Genomic DNA, 17,293 nt, shown 5'->3' on the forward strand with positions numbered 1-17,293 from the left:
AAGATTAGGGTACGAGCACTGCGCGTCCGGTGACCTTGCCGTGTTCGAGACGGTCGAGTGCGTCGCGGGCATCAGCGAGGTCGAAGCGGGCTACTTCTACCGTTACCAGACCAGCCTGTGCCAGGGCGATGGAATCGACGAGGTCGTTTCTGGTGCCGCCATAGGACTTCCGGATCGATGCGCCCCACGGCCAGCCCGGTCCGCCGGCAGCTTCGGCTGTGATTCCCGGGTTTCCGCCTCCGAGACCCACCATGCGATACGCGCCGTTCGGCGCAACCGCTTGAACGGACATCTGTGCAGTTGCGTCGATACCGACGAAGTCGAAGATGACTTCTGCGCCTCTGGCCGACGTGAGGTCGAGGATGTGCTGCGCGGTGTCCGGTCCCGATTCGAGCGTGATGTCGGCGCCGCAACGTTTGGCGAGATCGAGTTGATCCTGTCCGACATCGACGGCGATGATGCGCACGGCACTGATTGCCCGAAGTATCTGTACTGCAACGTGACCGAGTCCGCCGACGCCGATCACGACGGCGGTGGCACCGGGCTGGAGATGTTCGCGTGCGCCGCGAATGGCGTGGTAGCTCGTCAGTGCCGCATCGGCGAGTGGTGCGGCCTGCAGGAAATCGAGGTCTCCGATGGGTACGAATGAGCGAGCCGGGATCTTGACGTACTCGGCCATCCCGCCTTCGGGACCGAGCCCGGGGCAGGGCGGCATCGCGGTGCGTCCAGCGGCGAGGCACATGTTCTCGTTGCCGCTCATGCATTCTCGGCACTGTCCACAGGACCAGCACAGGTAGACGACGCCACGCTCTCCGACGGAACGGCCGTCGACGCCACTCCCGACGGCTTCGATCGTTCCGGCAATTTCGTGGCCGATGGTCAGCGGTTCTTCGCGCATCTTGTACGGAAAGTGCAGGAGATGCAGATCGGAGTGGCAGATTCCCGCTGCGCCCACCCGAATCAGCAGTTCCGATGGACTGATCTCGGGGATCGGCACGTCGTTGATCTCGAGGAGACCAGGCCCCATGAGCTGAGCTGCCTTCATGAACTGACCTCGCTGATCTCGGAGTTGTACGCAGCGCTCAGATAGGCGTTGCTGCGGTCGGACCCGATCAGACCGGGTGCCATCTTGTTCATGACGTAGGCGAAAGTCATCCGGCGGTCCAGATCGTTGACCAGCATCGAGCCGCCGATACCGGCCCACCAGCAGGCGCGTCCGTCGGGAACCAGGGGTGCGGTATCCGGGTGCGGCAGTCCGTATCCGATGCCGAACTTGAGCGGAGTCATGATCCCGAGGTCGATACCGTCGGCTTGGATCTCGAAGATCAGGTCGATGGTGCTCTGCGAGAGCAGCTTCTGGCCGTCGAGCACACCACCGTTCGAGATCACGGATTGGATCCGAGCGATAGAACGTGCGTTGCCGTGGCCGTTGACTGCGCCGATCTCGGCCTCCCGCCAGGGCGCGGTGTTGACCTCGGGGTAGTCGAGCAGTGGGCAGGTCAGGGTCTTGATGAAGATGCTGTCCTGGTCGAGCGTGGACAGGTCGAACTCCAACGCGGGCGGCGGAGCCATGGTGGCTATTCGACCGAAATGCTCTGCGGACGTGCCGATGTGGAAGTCGGCTCCCAGTGGACCGGCAAGCTCTTCGGCAAAGAACCTGCCGAGGGTCCGACCGTCGATGCGACGAATGACCTCACCGACGAGATGGCCGTAGTTGATCGCGTGATAGCCCGACGCGGTACCTGGGGTCCACCAAGGCTTCTGGGTAGCGAGGCGAGCGGTGGACGTCTCGAGGTCGTAGATGTCCTTCAGCTCGATCGGGCGCTCCCAACCGGAGACGCCAGACGTATGCGACAGAAGGTGGCGAACTTCGATGTCTTCCTTGCCGTTTACCGCAAATTCGGGCCAGTAGTGAGCAACCTTCTGGTACACGTCCAATTGGCCGCGTTCGACCAGCAGGAGCGCACACAGAGCCGTCATGGTCTTGGTGATGGAGAAGGTGTTGACGATGGTGTCCGGGCCCCAAGGAGTGGTACGGGATTCGTCGGCGTATCCGCCCCAGATGTCTACTACGGCTTCTCCGTCGACGGTGATGGCGATGGAGCCACCCAACTCCTCACCGGATTCGAGTTGCGCCTCGAAGGCGGTGTGGACGGCTTCGAACTCGTTGTTGCAGTGACCGTTCACCGTGCTCATGCGCGATCCGCCTTCTCGAGTTCGTGTGCTGCTGCACGCGCCGCAACAGGTAGTTTGTTCCCCGAGGCCGCGGCACGCTTGGTGCCCTTGGCAATTTCCTTGTTCATGTTGCGGACGTACGGGTCGAACTCGAGCTGAATGGTGTGGCGCGGTGACTTGTAATAGGGGGCGAGGAAGTACGCCTCGTCGGCCTTGGTGATCTCCTGCATCTCGTTCGCGGACGGCAGCTGGTATTTACCGGTGAGGTAGGCCGCGACGAGCTTGCTCTGCTGCTCGGCGAAGTTTACGAGCGTCGGCATGGGCTGAGCGAGTCCCATGAAGAAGAGGTTGTCGATTCCGGGCTTCATCATGCGTTTGAAGAGTGGGAATCGGTTGTCTTTGTCCGGCAGCAGGTTCGGGTCGTCGAAGAAGGGGAAGCTGATGTTGTAGCCGGTGGCGCAGACGACCACGTCGACGTCCTCGGCGGTGCCGTCGGCGAAATGAACCTGCTTTCCGTCGAGTTTGGTGATCGCCGGCTTGAAGGTGATGTCGCCGGACCCGGCGCGTCCCAAGAACTCGCCACTGGCTGACGGATGTGCCTCGAAGGGGCGGTGATCTGGCTTGGGTAGTCCGTAGCCCTCCATGGTTCCCAGGTTCTTGCCGAGGAATCGACGACTCAGGAACAGGCGCAGCCCCCGAGGCATCCAGGGCGGGGTGATCAGTTTGTCTCCCGGCACGCCGCCCAGGTATTTCGGCAACACCCACACGCCGCGGCGTGCCGAGACGATGAGCTTGTCGGCGAGGTATCTCTGCCCCAGTTCGGAAGCAATGTCCAAGCCGGAGTTCCCCATTCCGACCACGACAACTTTCTTGCCGCGCATGTCGATCGGATCGAACGGGTCGTTGTAGCTGTGGCTGTGCATGAGGACGCCGTCGAACTCGCCCGGGTAATCCGGGATGTTGGGATCCCAGTGGTGACCATTGCAGACCATCAGGACGTCGTAGGTGCGGACTTCGCCGTCCGAGCGCGTGATCGTCCACAGTCCGTTTGCATCACGCTCTGCGGCAACAACACTGGTGTTGAAGATGATCGACTCACGCAGGCCGAAATGCTCGACGTAGTCCTTGAAGTACTGGAAGAGTTCGGAATGGTGGGGGAAATCGGGAAGGTCAGCAGAGACCGGGAAGTCCTCGAATGCCAAGCGCCACTTCGACGTGTCGATATGCAGGCTCTGGTAGCAGGCCGACATTCCGTTGGGGTTCTTGTAGTACCAGTTTCCGCCGACCTCGTCGGACGCTTCGTAGCAGTCGAAGGGTATTCCGAATTCCTTCATTCGCTTGGCCGTCGTGATTCCGGTAGGCCCGGCGCCGATGATGCAGACGCTCGGCAAGGGGGAGGGGCTCATTCGCCATCGCTTTCTGTTCTGTCTCGGGCGTGCGCGAAGAAGAATCGAAGCCCGAGAAGTGACTTGAGTCATAGTGCGCCATTCGCTGACGATGTGTCAATGAATGACGCAATGTTTTTTGATGACGGTGAGTCGGTGATTTGCCAGGAAGTCGAAATGCGAGCAAGGTGGGCGACGTGAGCACGACTACCGATGGCCCGAAGAACAGGCGGGGAACCCTTCGCGACGAGCAGAAACGAGCGACGCGGGCCAAACTCGTGGACGCCGCACGCACTCTGTTCGAGGAACGGGGATACGCGGCTGTCACGGTCGACGACATCTCCTCGGTCGTCGGATGCAGTAGAGCCACGTTCTACGTGCATTTCGCCAGCAAGGTGGAGATGCTCAAGACGATCGGCGCGGCCGGGATGGCGGCGAGTGCGTTCGCTTTCTACATCGATCTCGATCGGGTCCTCGACACGAACTCTCGCGTGGAGTTCACCGCATGGCTGGAGCGTGCCTTCGACTGGTTCGACGAGAACAAGCGCCTGCTGCCGGCGTGGGACGAGGCCGTGGCACTCGAACCGGAGTTCCGCGAGACAGCGCGAGACGGTATGACCGAACTACCGAATGCCATGCCCAAGTATCTGGGTCGGTGGCCGGTGGAACAGCATGACGAGGCGAGGTTGCGCGTCGAATTGCTCGTGAGCCAGCTGGAGCGATTCTTCACACGCTGGGCCGTGCAGGGGACGATCGATGTGACTCGGATGCAGGCGGCCGAGGTTCTGACCGACATCTGGTTCCCGGCCCTGTCGCCGGAATCCAAGGGCGGCGACGAGCGGTAGGGGCTAGCTCGGATCGATCTCCACGCTGATCGCACCGATGAGGAGTTCTCTTGCTCGTTCGATGGAAATCGAGCCGCTCAGCCAGCGTTCACTCAGGCCTTCGACCAGTGCAGTGAGTCGTTCGGCGGCGTCGGCCGGGCTTGCCTTCGGATCAGCGAGGCCGACGTCCTGAGCTTGCCGGATCAAGGATTCGACGTCGTCTGCCCATTTCTGCGTTGTGGTACGTAGTGATTCGCGTAGCTCGTCTGCGAAGACGGCGCTTGCCCGAAGTTCGCCCCATGCAATGCTGTTTTCGCGAATCTTCGGCGAGTTCTGAAACTCCAGCAGGAGCATCTGGTCGAGCTGCGCGCGCGGGTCTGTTTCCGTGAAGGCATCCTCGGTGTACAGCGCGGCGCGATCGTTGATGTGATCGAGGGCCCGGCGCAGCACACCGGCGCGGTTCTGGAAGTGGTAGTAGATCAGCGCGGTCGACACCCCCGCCTCGGCGGCGAGCGTTTCCACTCTCAGCCCGCGCACGCCGTGCTGGGCGATGACGCGGACTGCCGCTTCCAAGATTTCCGTTTGACGGTTCGACACGAGTCCGAATTCTACGAGGGTGGTCGGGACGGGCTTCTAGTCCGCAGGTTCCTGCTGGGTGGTGCAGTGAATGCCGCCACCACCGGCGGCAATGGCGTCGATGTTGATCTGCACGACGCGACGGTCGGGGAAGAGGCGCTCCAATTCACTTCTGGCAGCCTGGTCGGCCTCGGGATCACCGAATTCAGGGGCGATGACTGCTCCGTTGCACACGTAAAAGTTGATGTATCCGGCTGCGAAATCATCTGATTCGAACTGCGGCCTGATCGAAACAGGTGCCTCGAGAACAACCACTTCCAGCTTCCGCCCCTGGGCGTCGGTCGCGTTCTCGAGAATCTCGAGGTGGCGTGCGGTCACGTCGTGGTCGAAGGACTCCGGATCCGTGTCGAGGCCTGCGACCACGACGCCTGGTCGCGCGAAGCGGGCGTAGAAGTCCGTGTGGCCGTCCGTGATGTCCTTGCCTGCGATTCCCGGTAGCCAGATGATCTTGTCGAGGCCGAGCAGGGGACCGAGTTCGGCTTCGACGTCCGACTTCGACCATCCCGGGTTGCGGTTGTTGTTGAGGACGCAGCTTTCGGTGATGATGGCTGTTCCTTCGCCGTCGACCTCGATGCCGCCGCCTTCGAGGATCAGGTCGGTAGGCAATGATTCGACTCCCGCGCGGGCGGCGACAAACGCTGCGACTTGGCCGTCCTGATCAAAATCCTGCTTCTCGCCCCAACCGTTGAAGTTGAAATCGATACCCGCTTTGGTCCCGTTGCCTTTCACGAATACGGGGCCGGTGTCGCGCATCCAGAGGTCGTCGAGAGGGGCGGCGATCAGTTCGACCAATGGGCCGACGAGGGTTCGTGCCAAGTCCAGTTCCTCGGAACAGACAAGCATCGAGACGGGCTCGAACTGCGCGATAGTCTGCGCGATCGTCGCGAGGTTGCGCTGGACCTCGGGCAGGAGGGCGGCTCCCCAGATCGCTTCACTGGCGCCGAACGCCATCCAGGTGCGCTTGTGCGGATCGCCCTCTTCCGGCATCACCCACTCGCGAAGATCGTCGCTGCCATTGCTCCCGCCCGAGGCTGAGTCGGAATCGCCGCAACCTGCCAGGAAGAGGCCACTGAGCGCGGCTGCGCCTGCCTGTATGAACCGACGTCTGTGCATTGCGGTGACTCCTTCTGCTTCTCGCGGGCTCGTGTGGTCTTCGAGAAATCTGTTCATCGCGCGCGAGTGGGGCAACATCCAGCTACTGTTCGATCACACCAGGTGCGTCTGGCGCTCACTTGCTTGCACAGAGACTAGCTCCTGACTGAAAATTTAGTCAAGAAAGTAGTGATCATGAACGATGACATTCGGGATACCCGCCAGCCGATGGTGACTTCGCTTGGCATCATCTTGGGGTTCTTATTGAACTTTTTGGCTCAGTGGGCAATTCGCGACGACGGCAAAGCGCCAGTGGAAACCACGACGGACTGGGTCATCGTGGTCACGCTGTTCACAGCCGTCGCTCTGATGCTCATAGTTCTCTTCCGAACGCTGAGTAGCTCGTATGAAGTGGAGCATGCTCGCAAGAGGTACCGCAGTATTCTGCGTCTCTACTTGTTTGCCATCTCGCTGGTTTTTGCCGGAATGGCTGCCGCACTGTTCGTGTAGTGGGAACTGAAGGAATTATCCGACGGAAGGTCACGAGTCGATGAGTCCTTCGACCGTTCCTCGCCATCCGCGGCGCTGGTAGTCCCGGGGCGACATGCCGTGAGCCGCGATGAAGACCTTGGTGAATCCGGACGCGTGCGCGTAGCCGAGTCGACGGGCAGCCTCCCCGGCCGCGAGGCCCTCCTCGAAATAAGCGCGGGCGAGGGTCATCCGCAACTGACCGCGCCAGCGCGGGAAGCTCTGGCCGGTGGCCGCTACGAAGTCTTTGAGGAGCAAGTCCTCGTCGACGCCGAGCCGAGCGCTCCAATCCGGCAGCGTGCGCGAATCGGCGGGGTTCTTCCGGAGTGCGGCAAGGATCGTTTCGACTGGATCGGCCTGATCGCCGCTGGGTAGGGGTGCTGCCGCGGCACTTCGAATCAGCCTCGCGATCCGGGCGGGGTCGTGGATCTCGGGGCGCAGGTGGGTGTAATTCGCGACCACCGTGTGCAGCAGATACGCCTGCGCTTCGCGCGCGAAGTGCAGCACACGTGGGGGCGGTGCGGTGACGGGAGAGGCACCCGGCTGGGATCCGAGGGGAAGTAACAAAGAGCCTTCGGCGATCTCGACGCTGTTGCGCACTCCAGCGGGAAGCCACATCGCGTCACCCCGTCTCAGATTCCAGGTTCGGTCGCCGAAAGTGACCCGGGCGGAGCCTCGGTAGATCCAGACAACGACGTGAAAGTCGTTGACCCGTGCCCACGTTCCACTTGCGGGGATCGTCGGGGGTGCTGGTGCCGATCCTGACCGGGCGCCTTCTTCGGACAACAATGCAACGCCCTGTGCCAGGGTCTCGTCTTCACGGGGCGGCGTCGGGCGCCGGTTGGCGCGTGCGTAGTCGGTGGGTGTCATGCCGGTGTGTTCTCGGAAGGCGCGGGTGAAGCCCGCGGGTGTCGCGAATCCGACCTGGCTACCCGTCCAGCCGATTTCGCGGCCGGCGGCCAGATATGAGGTCGCTGCCGCGATCCGGGCCGAAGTACGCCAGCGCACGAATGACAATCCCGTTTCCTCGGTGAATCGGCGCTGCAGGGTGCGGACACCGATCTTGAGTTGCTGGGCGAACCGGGAAAGTTCGGTGTCGTCGGATGGCGTCCGCAGCAGCGTGCGTGCGATCTCGAGGGTTTCGGCCGAGCGTGGCAAGCGCGGTGGGGAGTATGACGGGGAGTTGTCGTCCACGTCGGAGTGAACACCCGCGACAAGCTCGATCAGTCCGGCTCCCGCTGCCGTCTCACCCCGAAGAAATCCCAAGTTGTGCGCGAATTGGTGGACGAGCCAGTCCTGCCAGTCTGCTGGGATCTCGAAGTCGATGACCCGGTTCAACGCGGGCGGCAGGTCGGCCGCGGGCAGTGGGATGGGAAATGCGACCGCGCCCGGATCGACCCGGATGCTGTACGCGATTCCCGCCGGTACCCAGATTGCCGCCCCCGCAGTCACACTGCGGGTACGGCCGCTGATCTGCAATTCTGCGCGCCCGGTATGTACCCAGAACAGCAGTGGCTCGCGTTCATTCGCGGTCGAGGCGAGCCGAGCAGCGGGGATCTCGGGGACTTCGCCTGCGGGGAACACCAGCCGTGGTCCCACGATGCCCTCCCGACGTCGATGCATTCTCTTCCAGCCGACCGATGAGTGTAAGAAGTCGGCACGCACGGATAACCCTAACTGATTAGGGCAGGCTAGCTTTATTTATTGGCCCGCCCGTCGTGATCGAACGTGGGCCGGACCCCCGTCTGTGCGCTTCCGAGGAGACTTTCCGTGCCCCGAAACACCCGTCCGACAACGGCGTACCCCGTTACCTTGCGTGAACTCGAGGTACATCGGGTGACAGAGGTGACGCCGGGCATGCGGAGAGTGACGCTCACCGGAGTCCAACTCGACACCTTCACCAACGCCGACGGAATTGCCGAACCCGCCTTCGCGAGTACGGGCTTCGACGACGACATCCGGTTGCTGTTCACCTACCCCGGCGAAACCGACCCGGTCCTGCCGGTAATGGTCGACGGCAGTGTGACTTTCGCTGCGGGGCGCCGTCCGCTTGCCCGCGCATACACCGTGCGCCGCTACGATCCGCAAACAAGGGAACTCGACGTCGATTTCGTCGTTCACGGCGACGGAGTGGCTACCACCTGGGCGCGGGACGCCAGCCCGGGCGACCGAATGCACATCGCGGGCCCCTCTGTATCGCAGGGACTCCCGGAAGATTACGAGTATCTGCTGGCCGTCGGTGACGAGACCGCGTTGCCGGCGATCGCACGTCTGCTCGAGGAATTGCCCGCCGATGCCAGGGGGCATGTGTTCGTCGAAATTGCGGACTCGGCTCACATCCAATCGGTGCGCGAGTTGTCCGGGGTGAGTGTCACGTGGTTGCCGCGCGAGGGGGCCGAGCCCGGCGCCACTACTTTGTTGCTCGACGCGGTCAGTGCTGTCGAATGGTCTGACGGACGCGTATTCGCGTGGCTTGCAGGCGAACAGGCGACGGTTCGCTCGCTTCGTCGTCATTTGATTCGTGATCGAGGAATTGTGAAGACCGACATCGATTTCACCGGCTACTGGAAACGCGGCGGGGCCGTGCGCGCAGATTCCTGACCTGGCTCCATCGCTCACCCAACACCCTTCACCTCAGCAACACCGAAAGTGCTCGATAACACCGAAAGGCAGAAATGACAGTCCTGCGCACCAGACGATCACGGATCACCGGACTGATCGGGGCCGCGCTCGCCGCAGCGCTCCTCGTAACCGGGTGCTCGGCCTCGGCCGAAGACTCGAAAACGGCATCCTCTCCCGGTTCGGAGGGGAACGCCCTGCCCGCTGCGGAAGGAACGACCACCTACCCGCTGACCCTGGAATCGCCATACGGTACAAGTATTCTCGAGAAGCGACCGGAGCGGATCGCCGCCATCGTGCCCAACGCCGTCGACACGGAAATGCTCCTCGCGCTCGGCGTCAAACCTGTCCTCTCCTCGTCGATGGTGAAGGAATCGGCTTCCCAGTCGTACTTGTTGCCTTACGACGCAGAGGATCTCGACACCTTCGAGTTCGCGATGGGCGGAACACTTCCCGTCGAAGCGATCGCCGCGAGCGAACCGGACCTCATCGTCGCCGTCGGCTGGGCTGACGGCCTGGGTGGTTTGTCCATGGGCGACTACTACGAGCGTTTGTCCTCCATCGCACCGGTGGTGACGAGCCCCGACACGAAGTCGCGGATGCTCGTGCCGTGGAAGGAGTCGATCCGTGTTCTGGGCGAGACCCTCGATCTCTCGAATGCGGCTGAAAAGGTTGTGGCAGAGCATGATCAGTACTTCGCCAAAGTGCGTGAGGAAAACCCGCAACTCGCGGGTCTGACTGCGACTTGGGCGATCTTCTACGGCACCGGCAATGGGTTGCAGTATCTTTCAGCGCCAGGTTCGGCGCCGGCAACATTCCTGGGTGAGCTTGGTTTCGCCGAGAATCCGCGTGCGAAGGAGTTCGTCACCCAGAGCACGGTCGGAGAAGAACTTCTCGAGAACATCGATGCGGATTTCCTGCTGATCGGTCGCAGTGCCGCCGGCAGCGAAGAGGATTTCGACAAGCTGACCGGCGGGAAGCTCTTCCAAGCACTCGGCGCTGTGTCCTCCGGTCATTGGGTTGGCCTGCCTCCTCGCACCGCCGACGGCGGGGATGTTCTGTGGGCAATCACGAGCGGTGGCCCGATCGGAACGACGTGGGCGGCTGAACATATCGTGCCGCTCGTCAGCGCGAAGGTGTAGACGGACAACTGGAGAACGGAAAGCGCTCACCCGTCGCCACATGATTGTGTGGCGACGGGTTGTTCGTACAGCAGGTGTCCCGGGTTGGGGTCACCGATGGAACGAAAAAAGCCGCGCAACCTGGGGTGATCGGTCCGGCGGTAAAGGTGTGCGATCTCGTTCGCCGTCCGGGCTGCATTGGAGCCGCCCTGTTATAGCGCTCGATGGGGTGCGGTGTGCCCAGTCGGAGTGCGGTGGCGCGGTGTGCGACGATCCGCGGGTGGGAGAACAGGCGGATCGTCTTGCTCGTGGCGAGTGGTATCTCGATGATGACGAGCTGCGGGAACGGCGGCTCGAGTGTTGGCGTCGGCTCGACTCGTTCAATGGGGCTGCGGCGGACGACGATGCTGTCCGCTCACGGGCTCTCGCTAGCCTTTTTGGTGAGGTAGGTGACGGAGCTTTGGTGGTGCCGCGGTTCCAATGCAGCTACGGACACAACATTCGGCTTGGAGCCAACGCATTCGTCAACGCGAACGGGTTCTTCATGGATGATGCGCTGATCACGATCGGCGCGGACGTGAGGATCGGGCCTGGAGCCCAGCTGATGACAGCGTTGCACCCTGTCGATGATCATCGACGGCGCCGCGAGGGATGGGAGCGAGCGGCTCCGATCGTCATCGGCGAGAACACGTGGCTCGGTGCCTCCGTCACCGTCGGTGCAGGAGTTTCGATCGGTCATAACGCCGTGATCGGTGCCGGAAGTGTGGTGTTGCATGACATTCCCGATCACGTCGTTGCTGCTGGATCGCCTGCAAGGGTTGTCCGTCGTACACCTGCCGAAGTAGAAGGACTGCAACGCGAGCACTAGGGCTTGCGATGTCAGAGCGTGATCGTGCGGGTGGGCTCCCAGATGGCGGGGTCGCGGTGGGTGACGACGAAGACGGTAGCCGCCACTTCCCGCACGGCGCCGGCGATGCGGCGCTCGGTGCCCTCGTCGAGAGCCGAAGTAGCCTCGTCGAGCACCAGGACGGGAGCGTCTTTGAGGAAGGCACGAGCGATCGCCACCCGCTGACGTTCGCCACCGGAGAGAGCGGATCCTTGGTGACCGATGTCCTGATGAATGCCGAGCGTCGAGCGGTCGAGAACGGCGCCGAGGGCAGCGCGCCTTGCGGCTTCCTCGATCTCGGTTTCGGTAGCACCCGGTCTTCCCAGTCCGATGTTCTCACCGAGCGTGCCCGAGAACACGAGTGGATCTTGTGGCACGTAGCCGATATGAGCAGCCAGGTCGTCGTATGGCAAGTCGCGCAATGAAACTCCGCCGAGAGTGACGCTGCCTTCGTCCGGGTCGTCGAAGCGCATGAGCAGTCCGAGAAGGGTGCTCTTCCCCGTACCCGAGCGCCCTGCGACGAGAACACGCTCCCCGGCGGGGATCTCCGCGTTGATGCCGCGCAGAACCGGAGCGTGGTCCACTCCTACGACCTTGATGTCAGTTCCAACAGGGCGCGCGGCGTCCTGGCGCGAGGGCTCGGGTAGTGCGGGAGCCGAAGTCGCGGCGCGGTAATCGCGAACCGTTGCGCGCAGTTCATTGACTCCGATTCCGGCCAGAGCGAGTTCGTCGAGCGGGGCAGCGGCGCGGGCGGTGAGGATGACGAGCGCCAGAGCGGCTGCGGGATCGTCGAATCCGGTGGCGGCGAGGAAGATCACTGCGCCTGCCAGCGGCACAATGGTGGCGATCGCCGAGATGAATGTCGCTGGTGCCGCGGCGAGATTGGTCCGTGCAAGCGCAGTTTCCTGATCCCGCCAACTTCGCTCGATACGTTCGACGGAACGTGTGGGACCGGCTGCCGTGCGCAGTAATTCGAGATGATCGGTGAGCTCGAGAGTCGACTGCGTTGCTGCGAGTTCAGCCTCATGCCGGCGAGCGTCCGCTCGGCTGAGAGCGCGTTGGGCGAGCGTCTGAGCCGCGAGGGACACGGCGAGCAGTCCGCCGACGAGCAGCATGACGCCTAGCCCCGCGACGACCGCGATCCCAGGAAGCAGGAGCAGCGGTATCAGCGGCGTAACGAGGAAGGTCTGAAGTTGGTGCGCGGGAACGCTCATCAGTGACGGGATTCCGCGCCCGGCGACGGTGGCGAGCAGCGCCCGGTTGTCGTCGGTGAACCACGACAGCTTGGTGCGGGCGAAGGCGTCGCCGAGCGCATCGTAGAGATCGCTGACGAGTCGAGCCCCGGTGAAGTAACCACCCCGCGAGACCAGGACGGTCACGAAGAGAGCGATTGCGGCCGTGGCCAGCACGAGAACCGGCGACCGGTGATCAGCGATCGAGAGGGCGAGGGTGGTGTACGCGATCGCCTCGAGGACAGCAACGGATACCCAACCGAATCCGATGGTGATCAAGCGGCGACGGGCTGCATTGGCGCTGTTCATTATTCGGCTCCAGTCAGGGCGGCATTACGCGAGGCGGCGTTGTGCGAGTTGGGACTGTCGAGGTCGAGTCGATCGTCGGCGTCGTCTGCAAGAGCAGAGTCGTGGGTGACGATCACGATCGTCTTCCCTTCAGCGTGCGCGAAGTGGCGCAGTTCCTTCAGCAGTTCGGCCGCTGTCCGATCGTCGAGCGCACTGGTCGGCTCGTCGAGCAGCAGTACTGCTGCGGGCGAGAGGAATACCCGAGCGAGCCCGACTCGCTGACGTTCTCCGCCGGAGAGTGAAGTGGCGTCGGTGTCGAGGCTGATGTCGATCTGTGCCCGGCGTAGTGCGGCGTTGTATTCTGCGTCCGTTGCATCGGGGGCGGCCAGCGCGATGTTCTCGCGCACCGTGGCCGGCAACACGTCTGCGCCCTGGGGTGTGAGCAGAATGGACTGTGGCCGCAGGTTCTCGTCGATCGTGAGGACGCTCTGGCCCGCGTAGCGGACGGTACCGAGTTCCGGGATCTCGAAGCCGGCCAGTGCTTTCAGGAGCGTCGACTTGCCCGCTCCACTCGGTCCCGTGATCGCAGTGATCGCGGCTGGGCGGAATGCATGCGTGACGCCGTCGACGACTCTGCGGTCCGCGATCATGACAGTCAGGTCGACGATCTCCAGGCGGTCGGAGGGACTCGACGCCGGAACGGTGAGTGCTTCACCGGCAGGGAGGGTGGGTTCGTCCAGGGCAGCGGCGAGCCGGACTGCAGCAGCGCGTCCAGCCGCGACGTAGTCGAGGCCGTGCCCGAGCCGCAGGGCCGGTGTCACGATTGCGAGGCTGAAGAGAATAGTGGCGGCCAACGTCGTTGCATCCCAGCGATATCCGACGGTGTAGGCGATCGCGAACGTCGCCGTCGCCTGCATGAGTGCAACCGCGACGGCCGCAGGGGTAGCCACGAGTCGAACGCGCTCCTGCATTCCCCGGGTGAACCGTGCTGTCGATTCTGCATAGTCGGCGGCAGCGCCGGTCTGCGCGCCGTAGATCCGGCAGACGTGGATACCGCGGGCATAGTCGTCCACGGCGGTCACTATGTCGCCCATGACATCCGCACTTTCGGCGCTGTGCCGAGCGGCCATTCTGGGGATCACGAACAAGTAGAACAGTGCTGCCACGATGCCCGGAGCCAGAGCGAGAAGCGCCACGGGGCCGGCTGAGGCAACCAGCACCGCGATCGTGACCGCCGGGACCACGATCAGTGTGGCGAACTCGGCCGGTAGGTGCGCAGTCATATGGTGCAGCGCCGAGATGTCGGCCGAAACGAGCCTCCTCAGTGCGTCTCCGCTGTAGCGGGACAGCGTGCTTGCGGGCAGTCGAACGAGATGAGCTGCGAGCTGGCGTCGAAGCCTGGCCTCGAAGAGCGACTCGGCGTGATGGGAGAGCCACGACGACGTGGCCGCGAGCGTTACCCCGGTGAGCCACAGCCCACATGCCCACCCGGCCCAAGTCATCGACGGTTCACCGATGAGTTGCACGACGCTCCAGAGCGCACCGAGCATCGCGACCCCCGACGCTGCCGCCGCGAGCACCCCGGCGGCCAATGCAGGCAGCGCCGGGCGCAAAGCCGGGACCAGCGACGGTTCGACGAGAGGGCGGGGCATGGATAACTCCTTGAATCAGCGTCCGGGTGCAGACACGACAAATGACCGAAACCCAAGGCTAGGCTTCGGTCGTCACGTCCAGTTATCGCGATGCGCCGATTTCTTACACCCGAATGGGTCGTACTTCGGTCTTCAGGATGCGGCCGAAATGGAACTCATGACGTCTTCCCATACGGCCATGACCGCGGATTCGGTTGGGCCAGTCTGAGTGAACACGGCTACGCACTTGCGGCGGAAGTCGTACACCTCGACAGACGTCGTCAAACCGTGCACTCCGTGGGTGCGGGTCAGCCAACACTCCGAGACGCCGTTCAGATCGATCATCGTTCGGCAGGTGTCCGAGGCTAGAGTCAATGTCCCGCCGAACATGGCTGCGGCGTCGAGGTGACCGCGGTGAATCTGCAGGCAGCCGTTGCCGGCGACGACACTCGTGACGGGTAGTTGATGGTAGGACAGGTGCTCCATCCCGGCAGCCATGAGGTGAGGATCGATTCTCCGGTAGCCGAGGGCACCCAGAGCGACCAAGCCGCTACGACGTTCGCTGCCGCTGTCCGAGAGGATGAAGTCGAGCTGTGTCAGCTGATCGGCCTCGGCCCAAAAGGCGGGAGTATTCGATGTCTGGGCGGGAGGGCTTGTTTCCCTCACAGTGCTCGGTGCAGTTCGCATCGCTTCGAAGGCGAGACGATCCGAGGTCGGGGTCAAATACGTAGTGTGTGAACTCGATCCGTGGGTATCGAACATCCGAAGCGTCGGGGGCAGGTGCTGTTCTGCGTCAGTGGTCACCACCGAACCGAGGGCGGAAGGCTTCAAACGTAGGGAGACAAGTCCCGGCGTGCAGACCAGCGGATCGCCGGGAACTGTTGGAACGGCGTACTTGCCCGAGTCGTTGACAGCCACCGGACCTGCAACGGTGATCGCTACGGCGTCGTCTAAGAGCGGCAACATTTTGCCGACTACCTCAGGTGTGGTGTCGATCAGTCCGCCGCGGAACCCTGGACGCGCAAGCAGTGCGTCCAGGTCCGACATGCGCGCCAAAGCTGCGCAACGGCATTCGCCACGGTGCGGGCACATCTCAGTAGACATCCCGTAGATACCGCTTCGATCGTTTGAGGTTGTTGACGTAATCCTCGGCGGCGTCCGCATCCAACCCACCGTGCTCGGCGACCACCTCGTGCAACGCGTCGTCGACGTCCTTTGCCATCCGGGTCGCGTCGCCGCAGACGTACACGTGCGCACCGTTTTCGAGCCAGTCGAACAAGTCTTGGCCATGCTCGCGCATACGAGTCTGGACGTAGACCTTCTCGGACTGATCACGCGAGAATGCCAGATCGAGACGCGTCAGGACACCGTCACGGGTCAGACCGTTCAACTCGTCCTCGTAGATGAAGTCACTCGACTGATGCTGATCGCCGAAGAAAAGCCAATTCTGCCCCGACGCGTTGCGTGCGCGACGCTCGTGCAGGAAAGCGCGGAAGGGTGCGATACCGGTGCCGGGTCCGATCATCACGACGGGAGCAGTGTCATCGGCAGGTAGGCGGAACGAATTGTTCTTGGAGACAAAAACTCCGACCCGATCTCGCTCGCCGACGCGGTCCGCCAGGTACGTCGAGCAGACGCCGCCGCGGTCCCGCTCGCCCGAGCGGTAGCGCACACTCGCTACCGTCAGATGCACGGTGCCGTCGTGGGCCAGCGGGCTGGAGGAGATCGAATAGACCCGATGTTGCAGCGGGCGCAGAAGTGCAAGCAGATCTTCGGGATTCAAGCGAATGCTGTTGTCCAACTGCAGGAGATCGAGAACGTCCTTGCCCCACAGCCACGCATCGAGCGCTTCCCGATCTTCCGTGTCGAGAATGTGCTGCAGTTCGGCGTCGCCACTGCGTCGGGCGATGTCTTCGATCAAATCGCGCGAGGGAATCGAGATCTCGTAGTCGCTGGTCAACACCTGGTCCAACGGTGCGGACGAGCCGTCCTTCGCGGTGACGACGTAGTCACTGCTCGCACCGAGCTGAAGGATGATCGCCTCGACGAGAGCGGGGTCGTTGATCGGGCGGATGCCCAATCCATCTCCGGCCTCGTAGTCCAGACCGTCCTCGCCGAGCGCAAAGGTGAAGTGGCGGACTTCCTTGGCGGAGTCCTCGCCGGACAACAGTCGGTTGGCGAGGACGGTTGCAGGATAAGGGTTCTTGCGAGTCCACTGGGACTTGGTCTTCGTCGGAGTGGACGCAACCGGCGAGGCAGCGGCCCACGCATCACCGTCGACACCGGCTACCGCAGCGACCGCCCGAACGATCCACTCGGCCGCCGGATCCTCGTAGTCGACGTCGCAATCGGTGCGGTCGACAACCCGGGACCCGCCGAGTGCTTCGAATCGGGCGTCGATGTTCTTTCCCGACTGGCAGTAGCCGTCGTAGCTGGTGTCACCGAGTGCGAGTACTCCGAAGTAGAGACCCTCCAGCCGGGGCGCACTCTCGGATTCGACTGCATCCCAGAACAGCTGCGCGTTGTCAGGCATCTCGCCCTCGCCGTAGGTGGAGGTGATGACGAGCACCCGGCGCATGGCGGAAAGTGCATTGATATCCACGGTGTCCAGACCCGCGACAAGTGGTTCGAGACCGTGGGCACGAGCAGCTGCGGCCGCGTCTTCGGCCACGGACTCCGCGTTGCCGGTCTGGCTTCCGTAGAGGATGTGCACTGCTGCGCCGGCAGTTCTCTCCACTGTCGCTGTTGCAGCACCGGTTTGACCGGGCATGACAGTTCGTGAGTGTAGACCGGCCAGGAATCCGGAAAGCCACGCGCGTTGGTCGCCGTTGAACGGTGCGTATTCGGGGATGTACGGGATTTCCATTTTGAAGCTC

Annotated in this window: 15 protein-coding genes and 1 pseudogene; 6 read left to right on the forward strand and 10 right to left on the reverse strand. The window is 63.0% G+C overall.

All coding sequences use genetic code 11. From position 1 onward, the window contains the following. Positions 1-4: 4 nt before the first annotated feature. The 3 genes from CPI83_RS01775 to CPI83_RS01785 are packed head-to-tail and all read right to left on the reverse strand — an operon-like array spanning position 5 to position 3,581. Positions 5-1,045 carry an NAD(P)-dependent alcohol dehydrogenase gene (locus tag CPI83_RS01775; RefSeq protein WP_020909584.1) on the reverse strand — a complete coding sequence of 347 codons (1,041 nt, stop codon included), beginning with the start codon at positions 1,043-1,045 and terminating at the stop codon, positions 5-7. Then, positions 1,042-2,196 (reverse strand): serine hydrolase domain-containing protein, encoded by a 1,155-nt coding sequence (locus tag CPI83_RS01780; protein WP_097386676.1) that lies wholly within the window; start codon positions 2,194-2,196, stop codon positions 1,042-1,044. Before CPI83_RS01780 ends, CPI83_RS01775 begins: the two co-directional genes overlap by 4 nt. Further along, on the reverse strand, positions 2,193-3,581 hold the full coding sequence (locus CPI83_RS01785; protein WP_175470368.1) for an NAD(P)-binding domain-containing protein: 1,389 nt from the start codon (positions 3,579-3,581) through the stop codon (positions 2,193-2,195). Before CPI83_RS01785 ends, CPI83_RS01780 begins: the two co-directional genes overlap by 4 nt. Positions 3,582-3,748: 167 nt before the next feature. On the opposite strand from CPI83_RS01785, the gene CPI83_RS01790 reads away from it, so the two are divergent. Further along, entirely contained in the window at positions 3,749-4,405 is a 657-nt protein-coding gene (locus CPI83_RS01790; protein WP_021333340.1) for a TetR/AcrR family transcriptional regulator, read from the forward strand. A 3-nt stretch (positions 4,406-4,408) separates the two neighbouring features. Here the strand turns inward: CPI83_RS01790 and CPI83_RS01795 are convergent, their stop codons facing one another. Both CPI83_RS01795 and CPI83_RS01800 read right to left on the reverse strand, forming a co-directional pair. Beyond that, positions 4,409-4,981 carry a TetR/AcrR family transcriptional regulator gene (locus CPI83_RS01795; protein WP_046379538.1) on the reverse strand — a complete coding sequence of 191 codons (573 nt, stop codon included), beginning with the start codon at positions 4,979-4,981 and terminating at the stop codon, positions 4,409-4,411. A 36-nt stretch (positions 4,982-5,017) separates the two neighbouring features. Beyond that, positions 5,018-6,133, reverse strand: a complete 1,116-nt coding sequence (locus CPI83_RS01800; RefSeq protein WP_097388109.1) for an agmatine deiminase family protein — start codon at positions 6,131-6,133, stop codon at positions 5,018-5,020. A 174-nt stretch (positions 6,134-6,307) separates the two neighbouring features. Between CPI83_RS01800 and CPI83_RS01805 the strand changes: the two genes are divergently transcribed. Next, positions 6,308-6,622: a hypothetical protein gene (locus CPI83_RS01805; RefSeq protein WP_042953267.1), complete on the forward strand. Its 315-nt coding sequence runs from the start codon at positions 6,308-6,310 to the stop codon at positions 6,620-6,622. Between the two features lie 30 nt (positions 6,623-6,652). Here the strand turns inward: CPI83_RS01805 and CPI83_RS01810 are convergent, their stop codons facing one another. Then, the gene (locus tag CPI83_RS01810; RefSeq protein ID WP_097386677.1) at positions 6,653-8,239 is read right to left on the reverse strand and encodes a helix-turn-helix domain-containing protein; all 1,587 of its coding nucleotides are present in this window, start codon (positions 8,237-8,239) and stop codon (positions 6,653-6,655) included. Between the two features lie 171 nt (positions 8,240-8,410). On the opposite strand from CPI83_RS01810, the gene CPI83_RS01815 reads away from it, so the two are divergent. The 4 genes and pseudogenes from CPI83_RS01815 to CPI83_RS01825 all read left to right on the forward strand — a co-directional run bounded on the left by CPI83_RS01815 (position 8,411) and on the right by CPI83_RS01825 (position 11,248). Continuing rightward, positions 8,411-9,241: a siderophore-interacting protein gene (locus tag CPI83_RS01815; protein ID WP_097386678.1), complete on the forward strand. Its 831-nt coding sequence runs from the start codon at positions 8,411-8,413 to the stop codon at positions 9,239-9,241. Between the two features lie 74 nt (positions 9,242-9,315). Continuing rightward, positions 9,316-10,401 carry an ABC transporter substrate-binding protein gene (locus CPI83_RS01820; protein ID WP_097386679.1) on the forward strand — a complete coding sequence of 362 codons (1,086 nt, stop codon included), beginning with the start codon at positions 9,316-9,318 and terminating at the stop codon, positions 10,399-10,401. A gap of 40 nt (positions 10,402-10,441) precedes the next feature. Then, a pseudogene (locus CPI83_RS31385) lies at positions 10,442-10,819 on the forward strand (maltose acetyltransferase domain-containing protein); the annotation flags it as partial. A 24-nt stretch (positions 10,820-10,843) separates the two neighbouring features. After that, positions 10,844-11,248, forward strand: a complete 405-nt coding sequence (locus CPI83_RS01825; RefSeq protein WP_343229958.1) for a DapH/DapD/GlmU-related protein — start codon at positions 10,844-10,846, stop codon at positions 11,246-11,248. Between the two features lie 11 nt (positions 11,249-11,259). Here the strand turns inward: CPI83_RS01825 and CPI83_RS01830 are convergent, their stop codons facing one another. The 4 genes from CPI83_RS01830 to CPI83_RS01845 form a co-directional block, all read right to left on the reverse strand. Next, positions 11,260-12,807 (reverse strand): ABC transporter ATP-binding protein, encoded by a 1,548-nt coding sequence (locus CPI83_RS01830; protein WP_097386680.1) that lies wholly within the window; start codon positions 12,805-12,807, stop codon positions 11,260-11,262. Continuing rightward, entirely contained in the window at positions 12,807-14,438 is a 1,632-nt protein-coding gene (locus CPI83_RS01835) for an ABC transporter ATP-binding protein (RefSeq protein ID WP_097386681.1), read from the reverse strand. Before CPI83_RS01835 ends, CPI83_RS01830 begins: the two co-directional genes overlap by 1 nt. 132 nt (positions 14,439-14,570) lie before the next feature. Further along, a complete protein-coding gene (locus tag CPI83_RS01840) occupies positions 14,571-15,464 on the reverse strand; it encodes a hypothetical protein (RefSeq protein WP_097388110.1) in 894 nt (297 codons plus the stop codon). A 46-nt stretch (positions 15,465-15,510) separates the two neighbouring features. Continuing rightward, positions 15,511-17,283, reverse strand: coding sequence for a sulfite reductase subunit alpha (locus tag CPI83_RS01845; RefSeq protein WP_097386682.1), 1,773 nt, complete (start codon positions 17,281-17,283; stop codon positions 15,511-15,513). Positions 17,284-17,293: the final 10 nt, after the last annotated feature.

This window comes from Rhodococcus sp. H-CA8f (assembly GCF_002501585.1).
GTDB lineage: Bacteria > Actinomycetota > Actinomycetes > Mycobacteriales > Mycobacteriaceae > Rhodococcus_F > Rhodococcus_F erythropolis.